Source organism: Ruminococcus sp. MSJ-25 (genome assembly GCF_018917825.1).
Classification (GTDB): Bacteria; Bacillota; Clostridia; order Oscillospirales; family Ruminococcaceae; genus Hominimerdicola; species Hominimerdicola aceti.
In genome coordinates this window covers 66,446-89,583 of sequence record NZ_JAHLPI010000015.1, presented here as the reverse complement: position 1 = coordinate 89,583, position 23,138 = coordinate 66,446, and the positions used below count along the sequence as shown (strand labels likewise).

Here is a 23,138-nt window from a genome sequence, read left to right as displayed (position 1 = left end):
CGTTTCTGTTTTAGCCTCTGATCCTGTACATGATCTCAGTATAAACTGAGTAACCGAATACATATACCTGCTGGAACAATGAAAGGAGAAGTATCGCAAGGAACAATATAAGAAGCATTGCGACGATCGTACCAATAATTGAAGCAAGTGTTTTTCCGAATGAATACTGGTGAACGGCTCTCATTGCCTGCACCATAAGGATAACAGACCAGCCGATGCCAAGATACTGGATTGCTGTGATCCAGATCGACTCGTCCTGTACCAGAACGTTTGAGAAGATCACTGCGATAAATGTGCAAACGATGTAAGGAACAAGAGAATATGCAGAATAGATGCAGATCTTTTTAAGTGTACCTTCACCGTCGAGAAGTGTGCATATTGCCCAGTTGCCGAGTACCCATGTGAAGAAGTAAACTACAGACTGAACGATAAGCGGAACAACATTGAATACTTTAACGTAGCTGTCATTGAACTGGAAGCCTGTGAGCTGTCTGTCAACGACCATTGCAATAAAGAGGAAGAGAACTATTATCATAGAGATCTTTATAGAACCCTGCTTTTTCCACCTAAGGTCTTCAAAGCCCTCAACAGGGTGGAAAACGCAATGCTTGAGCCAACCTACTGGAGTAAATTCATACATATCAGTTTCCCTCCTTCTTTTTGCGCTTGATGAGCTTTATGCCCTTTTTCTTAAGAACTGCTTTTACGATGAGCAGAGCGATCAAAACGATAATAACTATCATTATCACTGTGAAGTTATCTCTGAGCCATTCTTCTCTTGCATATTTGAATGCCTTATCGTAGTCGTCCTGATCGTAAGCTGTTTTGAAGTAATCCAGAGCCTTCATATACTCGCCGTCGTTAAGGCAAGCCTTACCAAGTCCGACATAAGCCATTGCATAGCCGCCGTCTCTCTTTATAACTTCTTCCCAGTCAGCTCTTGCGTCTGAGTATCTACCCTCGTCATAGAGGAGAACTGCTCTGTGAACGACATTACCGAAAGTTGTTTCGGTATAAACTGTGATATCGTTCTTTGTTCCGTCAAGGATATAGACCTCGTTGCCTCTTGCCTCGATAGCGTTTGGTCCAAGGAAGCTTCCTGCCTGATCGGAGGTGGAGTTCTTTGTACCAAAGATGCAAAGGAGGTTGCAAAGCTTGTCATACTGGAACACTCTGCCGTTTTCATAGTCAAGAACATTTATTGTTCCGTTGTCAGAAACGCAGATATCTGTAAGTCTGCACTTATAAGTTTTGTTTGTTGTTGAATCGTACTCAGATGAAACGTCACCGAATGAATACTTGTCGCCGACTGCGTTATCCCAGATGTTATAACCTGCTGGGTTAAGCTTTTTAACAGCGTCGGTCGTAGTATTTGCAGCCTCAGTTACAGTATAGATAAATCCGTCTGCGTCGATATCGAAGTTTGCATACTCGACCGGAACGTTTCTTGTCATTGCTGAGATCTGCTCGTTTGAAGCGATCTTTCTCCACAGCTTCTGAGCAATGACAGCGGCGGTTACTTCAACACGGTTAGCACCGTAGAAGCCCTGAAATTCGCCGTCCTTATTGAACTGAACAGAACCTGTGTTTACTGACTTACAAACAACGTAGATGTTCTCTGCCTTATCTGCAAGTATCTTTGAAGGGTTGAATGTTTCGGAATCATAAAGCTTTGTGTCAGGCTTTGTGTATTCCTGCACCAGAGTCATTTCTGTGCCTGACTCAACAGTGCATTTAACAGCCCTTGAATTGTCTGTATCTGCGATGTAAACATAAAGCTTATCATCAAAGATGCTCTTTTTGACATATATGCCGTTAGGATTAAGGAAGGTCGATCTTCCGTCCTCGCCTACAGATATTTCTGTAGAGCCTGTGAATCCGGTATAACAGCCTGTTACCTTAAGATCAGTATCAAGACGGAGTATTCTGTTGTTGCCTGAATCGCACACCCAGAAAGTATCGTTGTCCTGATCGTAAAAGAGGTCTTTTGCATCTGAGAGCTTTGCAGGAGCGTCATCGCTTATATAAAGCGGGTCGCTCGGATTTGAAAGCCTGTCAAGACCCATATCTGCACCTGTTACAGTCTTTTCTACACGGTAGGCACTCTGCGATGGGATCGCATCGTCCCAATAGTCGTAGTTATAGGCTGTATAAGGCTCATCTGCGAAAGCAGTCACGGTCATGGTCAGCGCCAGACCTGCTGCAAGTGCCGCAGAGATCATTCGTTTTAGAGAGATTTTATTTCTCGACACTACTTATCACCTTTTTTCCTTTTCTATAATCTAAGTTCAAATTAATCCTTCATACCTGAGTTAGCCATTGTTTCCATGACGTTGCCCTGAGCTACAAGGAATACGATCAGTGGTGGTATCAGAAGTACAACTGCTGCGGCAAATGTAACGCCCTGACGAGCAAGACCTGCTGCTGTGATCTGCTGTACAACTGTAGGTAGTGTTTTGAGCTGCTCGGAGTAGATAAGTGCTCCGCCCTGAATGTTCCATGCTCCCTGGAAAGCGAAGATGATAAGTGTCATCAAGGCTGGCTTTGAGTTTGGAACGACGATCTGCCAACAGATCCTGAACAGACCTGCGCCGTCCACCTTAGCCGCTTCCACCATGGAGTCGTGGATGGTTGTCATGCTCTGACGCATGAGGTAAAGACCCATTGATGTTGAAATGCTTGGGAGGATCAATGCCCAGTATGTATCGATCATATGGAGCTTAGCCATTACGAGGAACTGCATGATCCATGTTGCATTTGAGGAGAACAGGAGGGCAATAACGATGATCTGGTTAATGACCTTGTTTCCTGGGAATTTACACTTTGCAAGAACGAATGCTGCGCAGCAGCAAACGAAAAGGTTGCAGATACAAATTACTATTGTAATAAAGAAGCTGTTGAAGATATATCTTGACAGCGGTACCTGCCATGAGCTTGCGGCTACCTTGAACATATCTGAGAAGTTGTTGGTAGTCGGATTCAGTACATAAAGCTTTGGAGGGAACACGAACAGCTCCTCAACAGGCTTCATAGACTGGATAACTGAGTAATACAGCGGGAACACCATGAATGCACCAAGGAGACAGAGGAATACGAAAATAACTATATCTCCGCCAAGAGAACCATTGACTCTCGCCTTTTTCTCTTTGACCTTCAGCTTTTCAATAGACTGCTGCTTTTTTCTTTTTCTAGCCATTTTATATACTCCCCTCCTTTAGTCAAGATACTTGCCTAAGAGCCAGTTGATACCCTTATTGGCAAGGAGCATTGCAGCGAACAATACGAAACATATTGCTGACGCATAACCCATTTCGTAACGGATGTTACCATAGTCTGTTGCGTGGTTCATGATCGTGTGAGCTGCATAGTCTGTTGAAGGCAGACCTACGAGGTTCTGACCAACAACGCCGACTGTGAACGATGCTGAGATCTGAATAACGGCAGCGAACAGAAGCTGTGGTCCCATTGAAGGGATAGTGATGTAGAAAAGCTCCTGCCATCTGTTCTTGATACCCTCGATAGCACCTGCTTCGTACATTGACTTATCAATGTTCTGGAAGCCTGCACGGATAGCAAGGAAGCCTGCACCCATTGACATCCAAAGCTGAACGATGATAACAACTGTAAGGATATAGTTTGTATCTGTGAGCCACTGTGCAGGTTCGTTCAGGATACCCAGATCGATAAGCACAGCGTTCAGGTAACCGTAGGAGTCACCTGACAGGATAAGCTGCCAGGTAACATATACGGAAGTTGTCATAGAAGGTGCATAGAACACGAATGTGAAGAATGTTTTGAGGAATGCGTTCATCTCGTTTATCAGCCAAGCGATGATAAAGCTGAGGATATAAGAGAACGGTCCTGTGAATATCGCAAAGATAAGAGTGTTTCTTACTGCGATAAGGAATACGTCGTCGTTAAGGAACAGCGTATAGAAATTTGAAAGTCCTACGAACTTAGGAGTTTCGATCATGTTAAAGTTTGTAAAGCCCATTGGCAGCGACATTACGACAGGCACTACCGTGAAGATAATGAACAAAGACATGAAAGGCAGGAGCATTGCATAGCAAGCCTTGTTGGTTTTCATCATGTGCCATGTGTACTTCCACTTGCCCTGTTTTATCATAGGCGCTTCAGGATTGGTTTTGGCCATTAGTTACTCCCCTTTCATTAATTGTCGTACAGACCAAGATCTTCAAGCTTACGAGTGATCTCGTCGTTGATATCCTTATTGTACCAGAACAGTGTATCACGAGCGTTGTCGTAGTCATTAACTACAGCTCTGAATGCGTTCATAACGTTTCTTGTTACACCGTAAGATGCAGGAATGATCGGGATCTCTACCTGTGAATTAAGCTGGTCAAGAAGAAGATTTACTTCTGAAGTTGTCCAAGACAACTGCTGAAGAGCTTCTTCGTTAGCTGTTGCATATCTACCCATTGTACCAAGGATAGACTCGATGTTGTTACCGTACTTGACCTGAGCGTCAGTTGAGGTGAACCACTTGATGAAGTCCCAAGCGCCCTCCTGATCTGCTGCCTTTGTGAAGATAATAGCACCTGAACCATTGGAGTTTGCTGCGTGGTTGATAGTTCCGTCTTCCTGAACAGTACCAGGAACCGGCTGGAATCCCCAGCAGCCCTTGATCTCAGGAGCGGCTACAGAAAGCTGGTTGTAGAATGTGTAGTTCTGGATAACTACCGGCATATCACCTGTTCTGAAACGTGTGAATGCGTCATAAGTCTGCTGGAAGCTGTATGTTGTATAGAACTTTGTCCAAGTATCGAAAGCGTTTACAGCCTCCTGAGTATCAAATGTTGTCTTTGTCTGCTCTTCGTTATAGTAGTTAAGTCCCTGCTGGAGAAGGAGCATAGCGAATGTGTTACCAGGCTCTGTGATAGCAGATACCTGAGTTGTTCCGCCTGTACTTGTCATTACAGGGAGGATAAGACCAACTTCAAGGTAGTTTCTCTGAAGTGTTGGCAGACAGTTAAGAAGTCCGTCCCAAGTATTAAGATCTGTTGCTGGGTCGATATCGTACTCGCTGAGGATATCAGAACGATAGAACAGCATCGGGAAGGACTGGTCACATGGAAGACCGTATGTACCTCCGTTGTACTGATAAAGAACAGTAGCGTCGTCTGCAAAACGTGTCTTTACCTCGTCAAAGTCGCTGAATGTGGTGAGATCTGTAAGAACGCCACGGGCTGCAAGCTGGATAGGGAAGTCGCCGCCCATGAAGAGAGCGAGGTCAGGACCCTTGCCTGCGAATGTAGCCTCAACGATACCACCCTGAACGAGCTTAAGATTGATCTTTGTTTTAGCTGTTGGATTGTATTCACTTGAAATGAGCTGCTGAAGAGCCTCGGCGTTATCACGACCGAGCATTACCCAGCACTCCATAGCACTTTCGTCTTCTTCAGACAATGCGTTATAATCCTCGAAGAAAGAACCGATAAAACCCTTGAAGCCGAAGCCAAGTGATCCAAAGAATGACTTGTCACATGAAGTGAAATCCTGATCGGAAGTAACTACCTCGATCATATCAACTTCAAGAGGCTGCTCACGATACTGGTTTACGAAAGAAGAAACCGATGTGATGTTATCCTTGATCTGTGACATCATCTCAGGGATAAGGTCAGGCTTCTTTATACACTTATCAAGAACGATAGCCATTTTCTCAAGAGTTTCAGCCTCAGTTCCGCCTGAACCTGAAAGCTTCTCGATCTCAGCCTTCTTATCTCTCAATGTCTGAGCATATTCCTTGAAATCAGGAACGATAGAAGGGATAGCTGTGTCGATCATGTAGTTGTTGTATTCATCAGGATCAGGACCTGTGATCTGTCTGATCTGTCTGTAGTAGCTGTTTATGTTATAAACAAGCTCGTCCAGATTGCCCATGATCTCACCGATCTCACCAGGAACTGCTTCCAGAGAAATAGTGTTTGTGCCTGCCTGGAGGTAGAAATAAAGATCGTCGCCATTTTCAGACTTTGGCGTTGTGATGCTCCAGTCTGTATCGTAGTAGAACTTTATCTGATTAGCTTCAAGGCAAGGTACTTCGCCATTGACATAAAGACGTCTGTTGGAGTACATACCTCTCATCTGATCCTGTCTGCCTCTTATACCTATCTTATAGTAGCCAGCCTTGTCAACATTGAACTCCCATGTTACTGTCTGAGTTGACTGCGACCAGCTTCCTGAACCAATAGTATTATATCTTGTTTTAGTAGGGCTTGAGCCGTTTGCGCTAGATGTGAGATAAGAGCTCTTATCTGATGTAGGATAAAGAGTTCTTGATGACTTGTAGGCAGCAGTTTCACCCTCAAGAGTGATCTTCTGTCCCTGAGCCTGTGTCAGATCGCTGTCTGATGGTGCTGTGTAGGCAGCAGGTGCTTCATACTGATAGAAAGTAAAGCTCTTGACAGCAAACTCAGCCTTTTCAGATTCAAATGTTATCGTATGTTCGCCCGCCTCCATATAGAACTCCAACGGCTCGTTAAAAAGTCCGTCGATGTCCTCCAGAGGAGTTTCCTGCCAGCATGGAGTCGATATCTGTCCAGGACGGATATCGTTCTGTCTTGAATCCTGTTTGATCTCAGATTCGTTGATCCATCTCTTGCTCAGCGTGATTCTTGACGCTGTTGCATATGGGCTTTCGCCGTCGATAAGCAGCGAAAACTCAACGTCGTTTGTGTTGCTTTCAAGTGCCTCATATATCATCTTGATATTGTAGACGCCTGTTTCAGGAATGTTCACCGTCCAGGAAACTGAACCCTCCTGATTTGCCCACTGCATAACGTCGTTCTCTCCATCTACTGTAGTTACAGTGATCTGAGCGTCTGTTACTGAAGCAGGATCGTAATCCTTTCCCAAGACCTCGACTGTCTGGTCAGGTCTTGCAGCGTCGGCATACTTCTTTACATAGTTAGTATAAGAAGTCTGACGGATCGAATCGGTACCCGTCGTGGCAGCGGAGCTTCCGTCGCCTGTTGCAGAATCATCAGCAGTTGCCTGCGTGCCTAGAGTGCTGTCGTCCGCCGCTTCACTGTCTGCAAATGCTGGAACTGATGCGCTTGCACACAGAGCAAGTGCCAATGCGGAAGCAATAACACGCCTAAACATTGTGTCTTTCACTATGAATCCACCTTTCTAAATAAATTGCTTTTGGTTTTGCGAGAATCAAGCCTACTTAATTACATTCTAATATAAATAGTATAGAACCTCTTCATTATGTGATCCCCCACGGGAAATAAAGAAAATAAAGCTTACGTCCCCCCCGATCTGAACAGCACAAGCTTTTCGCCGTTCTCATCAAGTTCGACCTTGACCTTATCGCCGCCTTTTATCTCAAGAGCGTCCATAAAGTCCTTCGGGAGCTGCAGCCGTCCGGATCTGTCGAGGACGATAAGCTCTTCATGAGCCGTTTCCTCGCTGTTCTCAACCAGCACGATATCTCCCATTTCATTAAGCTCCTCCACATAAGAACGCTTTCTTACGATCTCAGAGCTTGTTCTTCCGTCTCTGATAGCCACCACTCTGTCGATATGATTGGCAAGCTTAAGGTCATGGGTAACGATCACTATAGTGATCTTCTCATCTTTATTAAGCTCCTTGAATATATCAAGTATCATATTGGAAGTCTTTGTATCCACCGAGCCTGTAGGTTCATCAGCCAACAGTAATCTCGGATCGTTTGCCAATGCAATAGCTATTGCAACTCTTTGCTGTTCGCCTCCCGACATCTGGTCGAGCCTGCTGTTTTTTCTTTTCAGCAGTCCCACTCTGTCAAGCAGCTCCAGTGCTTTCTGCCGTCTTTTATGCTCGCCGTTAAGCAGCATAGGAAGCTCGACATTCTGCACAGCCGTAAGATACGGCACAAGATTTCTTGCATTATTCTGCCACACAAAGCCTACGGTGTTCCTTTTATACTCCATATAATCCTTATCAGTAAACTTCAGAAGGTCCTTACCGTCCACATAAAGGTTTCCCGCCGAAGGCTTATCAAGTCCTCCAAGCATATTGAGCAGCGTCGATTTACCACTTCCTGAGTTTCCGACGATTGCCATGAGTTCTCCACGCTCCACATCCAGGTCAAGTCCTTGGAGCGCCACCACCTCAACATCAGAAGTTTTGTAGATCTTCACCAGATTTTCACACCGTATCATATATTTATCATTGTCGGCAGCTACAATAGTATCAAGTTCATCACTCAACTATCTCACCGTCCTCTAATGTATATACCTTATCGGCTATATCTATCATGCTGGGGTCGTGAGTGGTCATTATAATTGTCATCTCATCTCTCGCCACCAGCTCTTTAAAAAGCTTTACAACGTGGAGCGCAGTTGCCGTATCAAGCTCGGCAGTAGGCTCGTCCGCAAAAATTATGTCAGGCTTATGTGCGATAGCTCTTGCTATAGCAACTCGCTGCTGTTCACCACCGGACATTTCCCCAGGTCGGTGGAACATTCGCTTTTCAAGTCCCACGCTTCGCAGACATTCCCTTGTGCGCTTATCCCTTTCTTCATATGGATATTTCGCAAGTCTTAGACCAAAGTCAACGTTTTCATAAGCGGTCATTCCCGACATGAGTGCCACAGATTGGAACACGAACGCCATTTTATACCGCCGTATATCATCTCTGGCTCTTTCAGAAAGCCTTGTAATATCCCGTCCGCCAAACATGACCTTGCCCTTTGTTGGCTTGTCAAGCGCTCCAAGAATATTGATAAGAGTAGTCTTTCCGCTTCCTGAACGTCCTCTAAGGATCGTCAGCTTGCCCTTTTCTATTTCAATGTTGATATTTTTCAGCGCATTCACAACGCTTCCGTCGCCGATCTTAAAGTCACGGCACAGATCTTCAGTTGAAAGTATAGTGTCCATACCGCATGGCTCCTTTATCACATCAAACAGGATCATCGCCCTCATCTCATCCACTGTATTGGTCATTTTGACCTATGTAATATACTCAAACAAAGGTTAAAATATTTGTGCATTATTCACATATCGTGTCAGAAGCACACAACGACCACAACATATTGTATTTCTTGTACAATATGTTCAAATTTCGGGCAATAAATTATGCAAATCAGCCCACAATTTTATGTAAAATGCCAAAATGGGCTTATTTAGCTAATCTTAATTATATCAATTTCTCTGTATTTTGTCAAGGATATTAAACGTTTAAGATAACATAAAAACGAGGCTTGCGGAGGATTTAGTCACCTTAAACAAACTATAAAATCATTTTTTGTGCATTTCGCAATAAATCTTGTCAAAAAAGGTTGAAAACTCTGTAACCGTCAAGATTTCAGTTTTCAATTAATAATAATTTTACATTTTAAAGAATAAAATCCGAAAATTTTCTACCGATATGCACAAAAAACATTTGATATATTTATTTAAAATATGCAAAAGCAAAACTGTTCTTAACATTATGTAAAAGGAGGCAAAAAAAACTATACAAAAAGGCATTTGTGCAATTTGAACCTATAAAAAAAGCCAAATGTGAAAGAAATAAGCCTGCAATATGACGCAATATTCCCGTAAAAAACATTAAACATTGTCCTATTTATCATACAGTTTTCACATAAACAAGTATAATATTAGATAACGAAACAAGAAAGCCCCACAAGGGGCGGTTAAAATTGATTACCACGGCTCACGCCGCTGACATACCAGGAGGTTTTCATCATGAATGAATACAGAAACAACAACTTCAATGATAACAATAATAGCAATTTTGAGAATAGCTATACACAGCAAAGCGGATATAATCAATATCAAGCTCAGGCAGGCAGCGTGAATGAGTTCACATACAATCCTAATAAGAAAAAGTCAAAGGGCAAGAAGGTGCTTTCAGGCATTATTGCAGTGCTTTGCGTTGCAGCTATCGGAACTACTTCCATTGTAGGCTACAATCTTGTTACAGGAAAGAACGCTGTAGGTTCTTCAAACAACGGCACCGTTGTTTCAAAGGACGACAGCTCATCAAACAGTGCAAAAAGCACTGTTGACCGTTCAAATCTGCCAACTATCCAGCAGCTCTCAACTCCGTCCGACGCACTGACTATCCCTGAGATAGTAAAGAAGGTGTCACCTTCTGTTGTAGGCATCTCCTGTATCCTTTCAAACGGCACTGCAACAGGTTCAGGTATCGTAATGAGCGAGGACGGCTACATCGTAACCAACGCACACGTTGTTGACGGTGCACAGTCTATTTCAGTTGTGCTTCCTGACAGCTACAACGATACTTCAAGCAAATCAGATGACAGCAAATCAAGCTCTGACAGCAGCTCTGATGACGATGAGGACAACCTCACATACACAGCTACCCTTGTAGGCAAAGACACTCAGACTGATATTGCAGTTTTGAAGATAGACGCAAAGGGACTTACAGCCGCTGAATTCGGCACATCTGCAGATCTTCAGGTAGGTGAAGCTTCTATCGTAATAGGCAACCCACTTGGCTTCTCACTTGCAAACTCTGTAACAGCAGGTATAATCTCCGCAACAGACAGAACGCTCACTGTTGAGGACAGGACAATGAATCTTATCCAGACAGACGCTTCTATCAACAGCGGTAACTCAGGCGGACCGCTCATCAACGCATATGGTCAGGTAATAGGCATCACCTCTGCAAAGGTATCATCATCTGTGGGCGAAGGACTTGGTTTCGCTATCCCTATCGACGAGGCGCTCCCTATTGTTGAGGATCTTATGAAGAACGGTTACGTTACAGGCAGACCTAGCCTTGGAATTTCAGGCACAGACATCACAAGCGCATATTCATCATACTACGGTATCCCACAGGGCTTCCTTGTAAAGAGCGTTACTGAGGGAAGCGGCTCTGAAAAGGCTGGTATTCAGGAAAATGATATCGTTATAGGCATAAATGGAACTGTTATATCAAACATCAGCGAGCTGAATGAGATAAAGAACAAGTGCAAAGTCGGTGACACTGTTCAGCTTACTATATACAGAAACAAGAAAATGATAAATGTTGACGTTGTTCTCGGCGAGTCCACAGAGGACACTTCTGAGTCAAATGACAATGACCAGAACAACAATAACAATAACAACGACGGCTACAACGGCTACTATGGAAACGGTCTTGGCGGATACGACTACGGCTATGGTTTCTAAATAACAAAGCTTTCTTCATATTTTTCATATTCTTTTACTTCAGGGAAAGAGCTGTTCCGAGAGATCGGGACAGCTTTTTTCTTGACTTTCTTCTTGACAGAGGGTCAAAGCAGTGTTATTATAATAAGGTATACTATTAAGGCAACACCGCACAAGGCCTGCCTGACGGTATTGCCTTAAACGAGTACACTTCTTTATTTTGCAAAGGTCGGTGATTTTATGACAAAAGAAGAATATCTTGACTTTTGCGGCTCTATTGCAGGTGCGACATATGACCAGCCTTTCAACGAGGACTTTCAGACCACTGCACTGCGCCACTGGGACACGAAAAAGTGGTTCGGGCTTTTGATGCTCCACAATGACAGGTGGATAGTAAACTTAAAGCTAAAACCCGAAGAAGTGCTGTTTTACAGGGATATCTACAAGGGCGTGACGGAAGCTTATCACATGAACAAGGTCCACTGGATAACATTGTATCTCGACAGCGACGTGCCAACAGAGGAGATAGAAGATCTTACCCTCAGAAGCTTTGAGCTTACAAAGAGTAAAGATAAAAAGAAAACCAAAAAGCGAAAGGAAGCTTTATAAAATGAGAACTTTTTCAAAATCAAGCAAGCTTGATAACGTGTGTTATGATATAAGAGGTCCTGTTATGGACGAAGCAAATGAAATGATAGCAAAGGGAGAGAAGATATTCAAGCTCAATATCGGAAACCCTGCTCCGTTTGCATTCAATGCCCCTGATGAGATAATACAGGCAATGACAGACAATCTGAGAAACGCTCAGGGCTATTCCGACTCAAAGGGCATAACAGAAGCAAGACAGGCTATTTATGATTATGCACACTTTAAGGGCATACCTGTTGAAAGTCTTAACGATATCTACACCGGAAACGGTGTTTCCGAGCTTATCACAATGGTAATGCAGGGTCTTCTCAACAACGGCGACGAGGTCCTTGTTCCTGCCCCTGACTATCCGCTGTGGACAGCTTCCGTTACTCTTGCAGGCGGTACTGCCGTTCACTATATTTGTGATGAAAGCTCCGAATGGTATCCTGACCTTGAGGACATGGAAAAGAAGATAACAGACAAGACAAAGGCTATCGTTATCATCAACCCTAACAACCCGACAGGTGCGGTATATCCAAAAGAGATACTTGAAAAGATAGCAGACATGGCAAGACGTCATGAGCTTATCATATTCTCAGACGAGATATATGACAGACTTCTTATGGACGGCATTGAGCATACTTCTATCGCTTCACTTTGCCCTGACGTTTTCTGCATCACTCTTAACGGACTTTCAAAGTCACATCGTATTGCAGGCTTCCGTGTAGGCTGGATGACCCTTAGCGGTGATAAGAGCAGAGTAAAAGGCTACATAGAGGGTCTTAATATGCTTTCAAGCATGAGGCTTTGTTCAAATGTACCGAGCCAGTATATAATCAAATATGCTCTTGGTGATTACACAAAAACTGACGATCTGCTCCTGCCGGGAGGACGTATCTACGATCAGAGAGAGTATATCTACAACGCACTTAACAGCATTGACGGTCTGTCGGCTGTAAAGCCTAAGGCGGCATTCTATATCTTCCCAAAGATAGACGCAAAGCGTTTCAACATCACAAATGACGAGCAGTTCGTGCTTGATTTTCTCCGTGAGAAGAAGATACTCCTTGTTCATGGCGGTGGCTTCCACTGGGAACAGCCTGACCATTTCAGGATAGTTTATCTTCCTAAGCTTGAGGATCTTGAATACTCCATGAATGAAATGAGAGATTTCCTCAAAGACTACAAGCAGAAGTAAAACTGTAGAGCGGACAGTGTTCGTCCAATATGCTTTTATGCTCATACCATACATCTACAAACACAGACACGAGGTACAAAAATGTCAAAACTTTGCAAATCATGTGGAAACTATTATGAGGGAGATCACTGCGACAAGTGCGGCTATGGCGACCCAAACTTAAAGACCCACGCCGCTGACAAATACAAAAAGCCCACAAAGCCTGAACGTTTCAGGACGGAGGAGGAAAAAGAGCTTTACGCCGAGTGGGAAAAGGAGAAAAAAGAAGACACTGAGATAAAGCGTCATTATGATCCCAACGCAGGCAAAAAGACCCTTGCCATTGTGGCGGTAGTTGTTATAGGCGTTATTGTGGCTGTGCTTTACAAAAGCGGAGTTATTTTCAGCTCCACAAAGACAGAGGTAATAGAAAAATACTTCAAGTCCATACAGACAAGCGATTTCGACTCCTTCGTGGAGTGCTTTCCGAAAGAGATGAAGAACGAATACGAACAGCAGCGAACCGAAGGCGGATATGGCAAAGAGCAGGTCATGAAAGAAGTCCTTTACGGTGATTTCATTGAAAGCTATGGTTCTGATTACACTATCGACGTATCTTTTGGCAGAGAAACAAAGCTTAAAGAGTCTGAATATGACCTGAGCGAATACAAAAGCTTTTACGGCTCTGCACCGAATGTTTCAGAGGCTTATGAGATAGTAACGAACGTGACTTTCAAAGGCTCAAAGGGCAGTGAGGACGCAAAGCTTTACATCTACGTTGGAAAATGCAGCGGAAAGTGGTGCATTTTCAATATCACGCAGGATAACGGCATTGTTGACGAGGACACGGGGCTTAAAACTTCAAAAAATTAAATAGCACAAAGCAAAACCGCCACGGAGAAAAATCCGCAGCGGTTTTTTGTTTTGCGATAAAACCTATATGGTGGGACGTCGTATTTCTGTTAAACAGAAATTGAGTCGCTCACCTACATATAAGTGACGTAATTATACGCTTTTATGTGATATTATTTCTTCATAAAAGCAAATGACTTTCTTGTTCTCTGCTTTCCGCCTATTGACATTGTGAATATCTTGTCGCTCATGAAGATTTTCAGTGCGACAGTCATGCACACTACAAGAAGCACTATCTGATAGATAAGTCCCCCTGCATAAAGGCTGTAGTTGCCAAACATTACGTTCTCGCTTGCCATAAAGGTATGGGTGAACGGTATAGCATAGACGATATACTTTATAACAGGTGAAAGCGTTCTGATATCAACTACCATTGCAAGAATATATGGTATCATTGCGGAGAAGGTTATAGGCAGAAGCATTGTCTGGGCTGATTTTGCGTCTTTTGCAAGTGCTCCTAATACCATTGAGAGTGACAATGAGATAAGGATAGACACAAACATCTGTATTCCCACAAGAGCATACTGTCCGACGCTCATAGTAAGACCAAGGTTTTCCATTGCAGATTCATATGCTGAGGTATCTCCCATGCCCTCAGTAAGACCGCCTGTCATTTTGCTCATGCCGAACATATAGACCACAGCCTGCAAAGCCGCAACAACACCTGCGGCAAGCATTTTTGACGCAAGGACTGAAAGTCTTGAAACAGGTGCGGAAAGAAGCGTTTCAAGGGTCTTGTCTATTTTCTCGGTAGAGATCGCGCTAAGTATCATCTGAGCCGAGAACATTATAAGAACGAACATTATTATAGGCACTACCATGCTCTGTGCCGAGCAAAGGGACATCACTACAGAACTGCTCACTTTATCTGCCTTGTCGCCAACAACCGTTGTTTCAGAAAGCAGTACAGGGTCTTCAAGCTGATTCATTTCGTCCTCTGTCATTGCGCCGCTTGAAAGCTTATCCTGATAGATAGTTGATTTTACTGCCTGCTGTATAACTGCAAGGGCAGTGTCTGAGCCTGTGTTTATATTTGACATGGTTGCAAGAGAGGTCATTCTCTGAACATATCCAACGTCTGCCTTTTTATGCTGTTTTACCTGCTCTGTAAAGCCTTTTGGTATTATCACAACGCTGTCCTGATCGAGCCTTTTAAGCTCTGCGGCATAGTCGTCAGACTTTATATCCACAACTGTTATCTTGCCGTCACCAGCCTTTGCGGTAGCTTTCAGAGAGTTTAAAACGTTTTCTGTGAACTCTGTTTTGTCAAGGTCGCAGATAGTAAGGTCGGAGGCTTTTTCGGCACTGTCGCTTATTGCCCCTGACATTGCCTGACCTGCCATAACAAGCACCACTACTGTGACTATCATTGTTATAATAGTTTGCAGGCTGAGCATTTCCTTTAATTCCTTGCGGAAAAGACTATAAAACTTCACGGTCAAGCACCACCCTTTCAAAGACTTCTTCAAGGTTCTGAGCGCCATATTTTTCAATAAGCTCCGCAGGCTTGCCTACTTCCAGCAACTCGCCCTTTGCAATTATACCCACTCTGTCTGAAACATACTCTATTTCAAGCATATTGTGGGAAGAAAGCAGAAAGCTCATGCCCTCAGAAGCAAGCTTTCTTATCATTCTTCTTATTTCAAGGGCGTTTATAATATCAAGTCCCGAAGTCGGCTCGTCAAGGATAGCCAGCGCAGGGAGCGGCATTATCGCCCTTGCAAGAAGAAGCTTTCTTGCCATACCACGGGAATAATTTGATATCTTATCGTTAAGCCTGTCACCAAGCTCACATATCTCACAGCCACGCTTAACAAACTCGTAAGCCTGTTCTCCGTTGTCGGCATAGATAGAAGCCATGAACTCCAGATATTCTCTGCCTGTCATGGTCTTATACGCACCAGCCTCGTCAGGGAGGTATGTAATGCTTTTTCTTACCATATCAGGTTCAGTGAGAATACTATGACCTGCCACGATAGCGTCGCCCTCTGTTGCCTGCAAAAGTGTTGATATCATTCTTATGGTCGTGGTCTTTCCTGCACCGTTTGGACCTATCAGCGCAAATATCTCGCCCTTTCCAACATCAAAAGTGACGTTATGGGAGGCGTAAATGCCTTTTTTGTACTGCTTTGAAAGCCCTTTGACCTGTAAAACGGTTTCCATCGTTTTCCCATTCCTTTCTTTGTCTGTATCATTGTATTTTTTGTGAATAAATCAAGTATAGCACACCACGTTCCAACTGTCAATTGACATTTGTCATGCACCGCTATGTAAATATGATTTACTAATAGTATACACTGTCTATGGCACGATGTCAATAGCGGTTTTCACCAAAACAGTCATGATTTTTATTATTTATGCGTTAGAATGTAAAAGTCACTTACTTTGTGAGATAAAGTAAACCACGTTACACAATGATTACAAATCAAATAATATTCTGTACATTTTCAACTCTTTCAAGTACGTTTTTTTGGATATCACAATGTAATGATTTGATTACATTTTGGTTACAGACAAGGGTAAAAAAACGGACGATTGTTGAAAACTTTATAATTTTCAACACCAAATTGCTGTTATAGCATGAGTTTTAAACATTTTCAACATAGTTTTCAACATTTTCAAAAGTTTTCAACTGTAGTTTTCAACTGTCCAAAAAAGCTCTTGTTACCGTTTTTTAATCATTTGTAATTTATTCATTTTTCGTACTTCTATAGTAAATAGAGAGGATTTATTACATTTTCACCAATGAACGAATTTAAAATTTGTGAAGTATTTGAGCTTTAAAATTGGCTTTTGTGGTTTACAAAAGAACGAAAATATGTTAAACTTATAATAAGTATGAATGAATCGTTACAATGTTCATTATAGGAGGAAAAATTATGGGAAACTTAACCAGTCTGAAGAAAGCCGCCGCTGTGCTGCTGACTTCGGTAACGCTCATGTCGGCTGCGGCGGCACTGCCTGCTGTGGACGAAACGCCGTTTCTTTCGCAGACGGCGATAACTGTTGAGGCGGCAAGCGTCGGAAAAGTCACAGGGCTTACTTCAAAAACACTTAGCAACAGCGAGATAAAGCTTAGCTGGAAAAAGGTCAGCGGAGCTTCGGGATACTCGGTTTGTATGAGAAAAAACGGTAAATATCCGCAGATCGCAGACGTAAAAAGCGGCTCGACCCTCACATATACTGTGAAAAATCTGCCAAATGCTACCCGTGAAAACTTCAAGGTAAGAGCCTACAAGACCGTGAAAGGAAAAAAGGTATACGGCGCATATTCAAACAACTGGAACACCGCCACGAACCCACAGCCTGCAAAGGGTCTTAAAGTATCAAGCGTTTCTTATGACAGCGTAAAGCTTTCATGGACAAAGATAGGATGCACAAATTACAGAGTATTTCAGCTTAAAAATGGTCAGTGGAAAGAGATCGCAAAGACCACAGGCACAAGCTACACTGTAAAAAATCTCAGCCAGAAGACCACATACAAGTTCAAGATAAGAGCCTGCAAGACAGACGACAAGAAAGCCAACCACTATGGAAAATATTCTGCAGAGGTATCGGCTACCACATCTAGAGCTCCTGCTGTTGTGACACCAGTTTCACAGCATGGTCAGCTTTCTGTAAAGGGTGCGAATATTGTTGACAAGAACGGCAAGGTATTCAAGATAAAGGGTATGTCAACTCACGGCATCATGTGGGAAGATTTTTCCGATATCCTTACAAAGGACTCTCTTAAAGTGCTGAGAGATGACTGGAAGGTCAACACTATAAGAATTGCAATGTACACAGAAGAATGGGGTGGCTACTGCACCGAGAACGGCAAGTATCAGGCACAGGCAAAGCAGAAAGTCAAGACAGGCGTTGAGAACGCAAAGTCTCTTGGAATGTATGCTATAATCGACTGGCACGTTCTCAATGACAAAAACCCTAACAACCACAAAAATGACGCTGTCAAGTTCTTCACAGAAATGGCTAAGACCTACAAGGACTACAATAACGTTATTTATGAGATCTGCAACGAGCCTAACGGCGGTGTAACATGGACAGGCGGCATAAAAAGTTACTGCCAGAGCGTTGTAAGCGCTATCAGAAAATACGACAGTGACGCTATCATAATTTGCGGTACAGGCACATGGAGTCAGGACATAGATCAGGTGCTTGGCAACAAGCTTTCAGACAAAAACTGCGTTTATGCTCTTCACTTCTATGCAAACACTCACAGAGATTGGCTGAGAAACAGACTTCAGAACTGCTACAACAAGGGACTTCCTGTTCTTGTATCTGAGTTCGGAACTTGCGACGCAAGCGGAAACGGCGGATATAACTCAACAGAAAGCACAAAATGGCTCAAGCTTCTCGACTCACTAAAAGTAGGCTACATAAACTGGTCAGCCTGCGGAAAGAGCGAAACGGCTTCCGCATTTAAGAGCGGCACGAACCTCAAAGCTATAAAGAGCGGCACTTCACAGCTCACAGCAAGCGGCAAGTTCATTCGTGATTGGTACAGAAACCACTGATAACACAAAAGACCTCTCTTGGCGGGAGGTCTTTTTTTTGCACAGAAACTAAAGATAAGCGGGCGGCCCAAGGTCGCCTCTACACTATAAAAACATAGCTGAGGGGCATTTACCTCTCGGCTATTGTTATTTTATATCATATCACAAAGAACAGTGCTGTTCTTATAACTGCTGTAAAAAGCATAGCATAGAACGATGTGCCAAGCAAAAGCTGATTTGCCCAGAATATATCGTTAGGCTCGCATGGCTTTAGATTTCTGCCTATAACAGGCTTTCTTACAAGCTGTCCGCCGTAATACTCATCACTGCCAAGCTGGATACCCAATGCACCTGCACACACCGACTGAGTTTGCGCTGAATTAGGACTAGGGGATTTTCTTCTGTCTTTTTTGTATACCTGAGAAGCGTTCTTGCTGTCAAGGTGAAGATAAGAAACGTTCATTTTCATAAGCAGGGCGGCTATTCTTGCAGGTATAAAGCTGAGAACGTCGTCCAGCTTTGCAGGGAATTTGCCGAAGTTTATGTATGTGTCTGTTTTATAGCCCACTGTGTTGTCGATAATATTCACTGTTCTGTAGAGTATTCCGCCCAGACCGCCGAATATCGCAGACCAAAAAATAGGTGCGACCGCCCAATCTGTGGTGTTCTCTGCAACCGACTCCACCGTACTTTTTATAACAGAATCAATGTTCATATCGTCAGTGTCACGGAAGGTCACTTTTTTTACCTTGCGCTGTGCAGAAGAAAGATTGCCTGCCCTTGCAGCACGCATCACTCCCCCTGCCGCAGTTTTAAGGGACTTTACAGAAAGTGCTGACCAGCACATTATGCCCTCGAGGAAGATGCCAAGTGCGGCATTTAGCTTATAGCCCACGAATAGAAGAAGCAATGCCACAGCGGCAACTATAAGAAGCACTATCACAGTCATCATAAGACCTGCCATGCGCTGTGCTTCAGGAGTATTTTTATAGCTGTTTCTGAAAGACTTATCAAGCTTTGCCACAAGTTTTTTTATAAAATACTGAGGATAGACCACTACTTCAGGGTCGCCAAGGAGCATATCCAGCGCAAAGCCAAGCGCAAGCGCCGCCAGTGAATTTATCAACATATATACATATCCTTTCTTCAGGCAATAATTACTTATGATAATTATATCACAACATTTTCTGATTTTCAATACCTTTATGCTCTGATTTTAAGGGATAAGGCACAAAAAAGGGCGGTCAGAGCCGCCCAAATAAAAGTCTTTCAAAAAAATCAGAAACTAAGGTGCGAACACTGTTTGCCCCTACACTGAATAGATATATCCATAAGCTTTTGTAATAACTATATTATTTGCATATCTCCGAAAGCTTTTCAAGCATAAGATCCATTTCCTCGTCTGTGCCGATAGTGATTCTCAGGAAGTTATCTATTCTCGGCTTGTTGAAATATCTCACGAAGATACCATTTTCACGGAGGTATGTGAAGATCTCCTTTGCAGAGAGCTTTTCATGCTGTGCAAAGAGAAAATTCGTTTCGCTGTCAAGGACGTTGAAGCCCATTTCACGCATTTTTTCCGCTGTTCTATCCCTTGTTGCCTTGACCTTTTCAACTGTCGCCTTGAAATAATCCTCGTCAGAAAGGCTTGCAACGGCAGTTTCTATGGCTATCTGGTCGAGAGGATAGGAATTGTATGAGTCTTTCACAGCCTGCATATAGCTGATAAGCTCGGCACTGGCAAAAGCCATGCCAACTCTCATGCCTGCAAGGGAACGTGACTTTGAAAAGGTCTGCGTGACAACGAGATTATCATACTCTTTCACAAGCTCCACGCAGGAATACCTGCCGAAATCCACATATGCCTCGTCGATTATAACAATGCTGTCCTGATTGTTTTCAAGAAGTTCTCTTATAAATTTCTCACCTACACCAAGGCTTGTCGGAGCATTAGGGTTAGGAATAACAACGCCGCCGTTAGGCTCTTTGAAATCCTCGATATTTATTACAAAATCATCGTCAACGCTCTTAGTCTTGTATGGTATTTTCAAAAGCTCACACCACACAGGATAGAAAGAGTAAGTTATATCAGGATAAAGTATAGGCTTATCAGAGTTGAAAAACGCTCTGAAAGCTGTGGCAAGCACATCGTCTGAGCCGTTTCCACAGAAAACATTCTCGCTTTTCAGTCCCACACGCTCTGCAAGTGCCGCTCTAAGTACAGAAGCGTCAGCACTAGGGTATTTTCTAAGCTCTGCAATAGTTTTCCCCTCCAATATCGCCTTTACCTTTGATGACGGCGGATAAGGGTTTTCATTTGCATTGAGCTTTATTATCTTATCGTTTTTAGGCTGTTCCCCTGCAACGTATGGCTCTATATTTATAAGGTTTTTTCTCCAAAGCTTTTCGCTCATTTTACATTATCCCTTTCTATATTTTATCATAGTAAAGCATTAATATAAAATATTATAGCACATACAAGAGCCAATGTCAAATCAAGAACGAAAAAACTCTCCCTTTCGGGAGAGCCTTTTTCTTAGATGTTATCAAAATCTGCGGTAACTATCTTTTTAATTTGCTTTTTCTATATCCACGCCTATGCTGTCAAGTTTGCCCCACCTAAATTCCACAGTAACTTTGTAATTTACATCACCCTTTGGAATAGTCCAGTACATATGCTGTATTGGGTCTTTGTTTATGATATCATGACCTGAAACAACTCTAGGTGTTCCCATTATCGCAGCTATTTCCTGCGGAGTTGAACTCATCGAGATACCAAACAACGAATAGTCATTCTGAGTTTCAAAAGAAAGTCTGACCTTTGTAAGCTTGATATCAGAGTTTTCACTCTTTGAGAAATCAACATCAAGTATATGCTCATAAAGCGGGAATGTTTCGCCATAACCAAGAGAGCCTAACTCATTTTCGACAGGTTCTTCGGAAATAGCGGCGGCAACTTCGCTTTGTGTCGTATCCTTTGTAAGAGAGAGGGTAGAACCGCCATATGTGAGTATCATATCCTCCGGAGGGGTCGCATCAGAAGTAAGGTCGAGTTTTTCAAGGTCGTAAGTTTCTTCCTCCTCTGTATTCTGTGTGCTGGAATCTGTTATGCCTGTAAATTCCGTTGTGAAAATAGCCTCGCCGTCTGTTTCGTGTATCTTGTCCTGCGGATATCCCTTTGCAAAGTAATCAAAATCAGATGTGTGATAATAATATGTCACATCACCGTCGCCAAGGTCAAGCTTGTTTTCAATTATACCCGTTGACAAAGTATATTCAGGGTTTTCCCAATACATATTTGTAACTCTCATATCGCCTGTGTTATCATATAGATTATTATAATAAATACTTGTCGGCATTCCGAGAACGTCAAATATCTGGTTTATATCATCTTTATTTGTCCACACTTGATAACTGCTATGTTCCCAATTTTCCGTGTCAACAATACCACTGAACGTTATTACAGTTTTCCACATTCCTGCAGTCATAAGCTGACCTATGCTTGCCTGTCGGTTATAGAAATTTTCTATATGGAAAGACCTAGTGCTGCCATTAGGGTTTTCAATTTTGATGTCCTGAGAAAAGCCCTCATTTATCATTTCACTGCAACTGAAAATATCCTGTGCAAGACAAAGTTCTTTTTTGCCTGCACCAATTACCTTTCCGTCTACGCAGGTTTTTGAATAATCCATAGGCAAAGTCCAGCCTATGCTGCTAAGGGTATCTTCTGCAAGAAGTGAGGTAGGTGCTGTGGGTTCAAAGTTATCTATCCAGAAAATATCGTCTTTTTGCTTTTCTGTATTGCCTGATGTACTTGAGTCCGCCTCACTCTGTTTAGTGCTTTCTGATTTGCTGACTGATGAGGCTGAAAATACAGTATCAGTTTCAATATCATCACTATTTCTGTTTGCCATTACTACCGCTGTAATACCTCCGCCCACAACTGCTGCGGCACAAACGCCTGCTATAACCTTTGCTTTTACTGTTGAAAACATTCCTTTTCCTCCCGATATAGTTTTTGTTGATGTTACGCTATCGGGAACTGCATTAACGGCTGAGCCTGTGAAAACGGTAAGTTTCGGAAGAACGGTGTTTGAAGCCTCTTTATTAAGAAGCTTTGAAAGAATAAATACAGGCACGACAGCATGAAGTCTGTCGTTGTTGTTTTCCTCGTATATAAGCACCGCCTCCTTTATCTTTTTTCTTGCGGCACTAAGGCGGGAAGTTACTGTACCTGTGGTGCAGTTCATTACCTCTGCTATCTCAGGCACTGTGAGCATATCGAAATAATACAGTATCACCGAACGCCTTTGCTCTTCTGTGAGAACAGTGTCGATAATATCCATTATTATCTTTCTTTTAGCGTCATTGCTCACATATTCCTCTGGGATAAACCCCTCATCAGGTATATCCTCTATTATCTCCTCTGAATTGTCCTCAGGGGCGGCATTGTTTCTAAAGTGCATTTTGCAGAGATTTATCCCTATCCTGTTTACCCATGCCGGAAAATTCTCAGGCTGTGCAAGAGTGTCAAGCTTTTGAAGGGCTGTAAGATAAGTTTCCTGAGTGATATCCTCTGCAAGCTGTGGATCGCCAAGAAGCTTCAGACAGCTAAAATACACTGTTCTGCCCGTTTCTTCATAAAGCGCACCGAACGCCGCCTTGTTTCCCTGTGCCGCCTGCAATACAAGCTTTTTGATATCTTCTTTTTCCATGTTTTTTTGACCTGCTCTTTCTTTCCGAATTGCCGTTTTCTCGTCCGCTGTTTTATCAGTCCCGACATTAGTTAGATGCAAAAC

17 protein-coding genes are annotated in these 23,138 nt (G+C 43.0%); 5 read left to right on the top strand and 12 right to left on the bottom strand.

Annotated elements, in window-relative coordinates; genetic code table 11:
• Window positions 1-10: 10 nt before the first annotated feature.
• The 7 genes from KQH97_RS05465 to KQH97_RS05435 all read right to left on the bottom strand — a co-directional run bounded on the left by KQH97_RS05465 (window position 11) and on the right by KQH97_RS05435 (window position 8,886).
• Window positions 11-640 (bottom strand): Yip1 family protein, encoded by a 630-nt coding sequence (locus KQH97_RS05465; protein WP_117927915.1) that lies wholly within the window; start codon window positions 638-640, stop codon window positions 11-13.
• 1 nt (window position 641) lies between these two features.
• Window positions 642-2,252, bottom strand: a complete 1,611-nt coding sequence (locus tag KQH97_RS08875; protein WP_216553241.1) for a tetratricopeptide repeat protein — start codon at window positions 2,250-2,252, stop codon at window positions 642-644.
• A 41-nt stretch (window positions 2,253-2,293) separates the two neighbouring features.
• The gene (locus KQH97_RS05455) at window positions 2,294-3,196 is read right to left on the bottom strand and encodes a carbohydrate ABC transporter permease (RefSeq protein WP_022287236.1); all 903 of its coding nucleotides are present in this window, start codon (window positions 3,194-3,196) and stop codon (window positions 2,294-2,296) included.
• An 18-nt stretch (window positions 3,197-3,214) separates the two neighbouring features.
• Entirely contained in the window at window positions 3,215-4,153 is a 939-nt protein-coding gene (locus KQH97_RS05450) for a carbohydrate ABC transporter permease (protein ID WP_022287235.1), read from the bottom strand.
• Between the two features lie 17 nt (window positions 4,154-4,170).
• Complete coding sequence (locus tag KQH97_RS05445) at window positions 4,171-7,137, bottom strand: extracellular solute-binding protein (protein WP_367614657.1); 2,967 nt, start codon at window positions 7,135-7,137, stop codon at window positions 4,171-4,173.
• A gap of 131 nt (window positions 7,138-7,268) precedes the next feature.
• Entirely contained in the window at window positions 7,269-8,216 is a 948-nt protein-coding gene (locus tag KQH97_RS05440) for an ATP-binding cassette domain-containing protein (protein WP_243128088.1), read from the bottom strand.
• Window positions 8,209-8,886 carry an ABC transporter ATP-binding protein gene (locus tag KQH97_RS05435; protein ID WP_117896617.1) on the bottom strand — a complete coding sequence of 226 codons (678 nt, stop codon included), beginning with the start codon at window positions 8,884-8,886 and terminating at the stop codon, window positions 8,209-8,211. The genes KQH97_RS05440 and KQH97_RS05435 overlap by 8 nt, the downstream gene beginning before the upstream one ends.
• Before the next feature lie 810 nt (window positions 8,887-9,696).
• Here KQH97_RS05435 and KQH97_RS05430 point away from each other — a divergent pair.
• From KQH97_RS05430 to KQH97_RS05415, 4 genes are all read left to right on the top strand, one after another.
• Window positions 9,697-11,148 carry a S1C family serine protease gene (locus KQH97_RS05430; RefSeq protein ID WP_216553238.1) on the top strand — a complete coding sequence of 484 codons (1,452 nt, stop codon included), beginning with the start codon at window positions 9,697-9,699 and terminating at the stop codon, window positions 11,146-11,148.
• Between the two features lie 219 nt (window positions 11,149-11,367).
• Window positions 11,368-11,736 carry an MmcQ/YjbR family DNA-binding protein gene (locus KQH97_RS05425; protein ID WP_117877532.1) on the top strand — a complete coding sequence of 123 codons (369 nt, stop codon included), beginning with the start codon at window positions 11,368-11,370 and terminating at the stop codon, window positions 11,734-11,736.
• Between the two features lies 1 nt (window position 11,737).
• A complete protein-coding gene (locus tag KQH97_RS05420; protein ID WP_117927911.1) occupies window positions 11,738-12,955 on the top strand; it encodes a pyridoxal phosphate-dependent aminotransferase in 1,218 nt (405 codons plus the stop codon).
• 81 nt (window positions 12,956-13,036) lie between these two features.
• A complete protein-coding gene (locus KQH97_RS05415; protein ID WP_216553235.1) occupies window positions 13,037-13,807 on the top strand; it encodes a hypothetical protein in 771 nt (256 codons plus the stop codon).
• Window positions 13,808-13,959: 152 nt separating this feature from the next.
• Here the strand turns inward: KQH97_RS05415 and KQH97_RS05410 are convergent, their stop codons facing one another.
• A complete protein-coding gene (locus KQH97_RS05410; protein WP_216553232.1) occupies window positions 13,960-15,282 on the bottom strand; it encodes an ABC transporter permease in 1,323 nt (440 codons plus the stop codon).
• Window positions 15,269-16,009, bottom strand: a complete 741-nt coding sequence (locus KQH97_RS05405) for an ABC transporter ATP-binding protein (protein ID WP_022287226.1) — start codon at window positions 16,007-16,009, stop codon at window positions 15,269-15,271. Before KQH97_RS05405 ends, KQH97_RS05410 begins: the two co-directional genes overlap by 14 nt.
• Before the next feature lie 716 nt (window positions 16,010-16,725).
• Here KQH97_RS05405 and KQH97_RS05400 point away from each other — a divergent pair.
• On the top strand, window positions 16,726-18,360 hold the full coding sequence (locus KQH97_RS05400) for a cellulase family glycosylhydrolase (protein WP_216553229.1): 1,635 nt from the start codon (window positions 16,726-16,728) through the stop codon (window positions 18,358-18,360).
• Between the two features lie 136 nt (window positions 18,361-18,496).
• Here the strand turns inward: KQH97_RS05400 and cbiB are convergent, their stop codons facing one another.
• The 3 genes from cbiB to KQH97_RS05385 all read right to left on the bottom strand — a co-directional run bounded on the left by cbiB (window position 18,497) and on the right by KQH97_RS05385 (window position 23,054).
• Window positions 18,497-19,468 (bottom strand): adenosylcobinamide-phosphate synthase CbiB, encoded by a 972-nt coding sequence (gene cbiB / locus KQH97_RS05395; RefSeq protein ID WP_216553226.1) that lies wholly within the window; start codon window positions 19,466-19,468, stop codon window positions 18,497-18,499.
• Between the two features lie 223 nt (window positions 19,469-19,691).
• Window positions 19,692-20,753 (bottom strand): histidinol-phosphate transaminase, encoded by a 1,062-nt coding sequence (gene hisC, locus KQH97_RS05390; RefSeq protein WP_216553223.1) that lies wholly within the window; start codon window positions 20,751-20,753, stop codon window positions 19,692-19,694.
• Between the two features lie 156 nt (window positions 20,754-20,909).
• Window positions 20,910-23,054, bottom strand: a complete 2,145-nt coding sequence (locus KQH97_RS05385) for an RNA polymerase sigma factor (RefSeq protein ID WP_216553220.1) — start codon at window positions 23,052-23,054, stop codon at window positions 20,910-20,912.
• Window positions 23,055-23,138: the final 84 nt, after the last annotated feature.

Bases quoted from the DNA above. Each gene is read 5' to 3' on its own strand.
- KQH97_RS05430 (WP_216553238.1), top strand. From the start codon at position 9,697: ATGAATGAATACAGAAACAACAACTTCAATGATAACAATAATAGCAAT.
- KQH97_RS05415 (WP_216553235.1), top strand. From the start codon at position 13,037: ATGTCAAAACTTTGCAAATCATGTGGAAACTATTATGAGGGAGATCAC.
- KQH97_RS05400 (WP_216553229.1), top strand. From the start codon at position 16,726: ATGGGAAACTTAACCAGTCTGAAGAAAGCCGCCGCTGTGCTGCTGACT.
- KQH97_RS05455 (WP_022287236.1), bottom strand. From the start codon at position 3,196: ATGGCTAGAAAAAGAAAAAAGCAGCAGTCTATTGAAAAGCTGAAGGTC.
- cbiB (WP_216553226.1), bottom strand. From the start codon at position 19,468: ATGTTGATAAATTCACTGGCGGCGCTTGCGCTTGGCTTTGCGCTGGAT.
- KQH97_RS05450 (WP_022287235.1), bottom strand. From the start codon at position 4,153: ATGGCCAAAACCAATCCTGAAGCGCCTATGATAAAACAGGGCAAGTGG.
- KQH97_RS05465 (WP_117927915.1), bottom strand. From the start codon at position 640: ATGTATGAATTTACTCCAGTAGGTTGGCTCAAGCATTGCGTTTTCCAC.
- KQH97_RS05420 (WP_117927911.1), top strand. From the start codon at position 11,738: ATGAGAACTTTTTCAAAATCAAGCAAGCTTGATAACGTGTGTTATGAT.
- KQH97_RS05405 (WP_022287226.1), bottom strand. From the start codon at position 16,009: ATGGAAACCGTTTTACAGGTCAAAGGGCTTTCAAAGCAGTACAAAAAA.
- KQH97_RS05435 (WP_117896617.1), bottom strand. From the start codon at position 8,886: ATGGACACTATACTTTCAACTGAAGATCTGTGCCGTGACTTTAAGATC.
- hisC (WP_216553223.1), bottom strand. From the start codon at position 20,753: ATGAGCGAAAAGCTTTGGAGAAAAAACCTTATAAATATAGAGCCATAC.
- KQH97_RS05385 (WP_216553220.1), bottom strand. From the start codon at position 23,054: ATGGAAAAAGAAGATATCAAAAAGCTTGTATTGCAGGCGGCACAGGGA.
- KQH97_RS05425 (WP_117877532.1), top strand. From the start codon at position 11,368: ATGACAAAAGAAGAATATCTTGACTTTTGCGGCTCTATTGCAGGTGCG.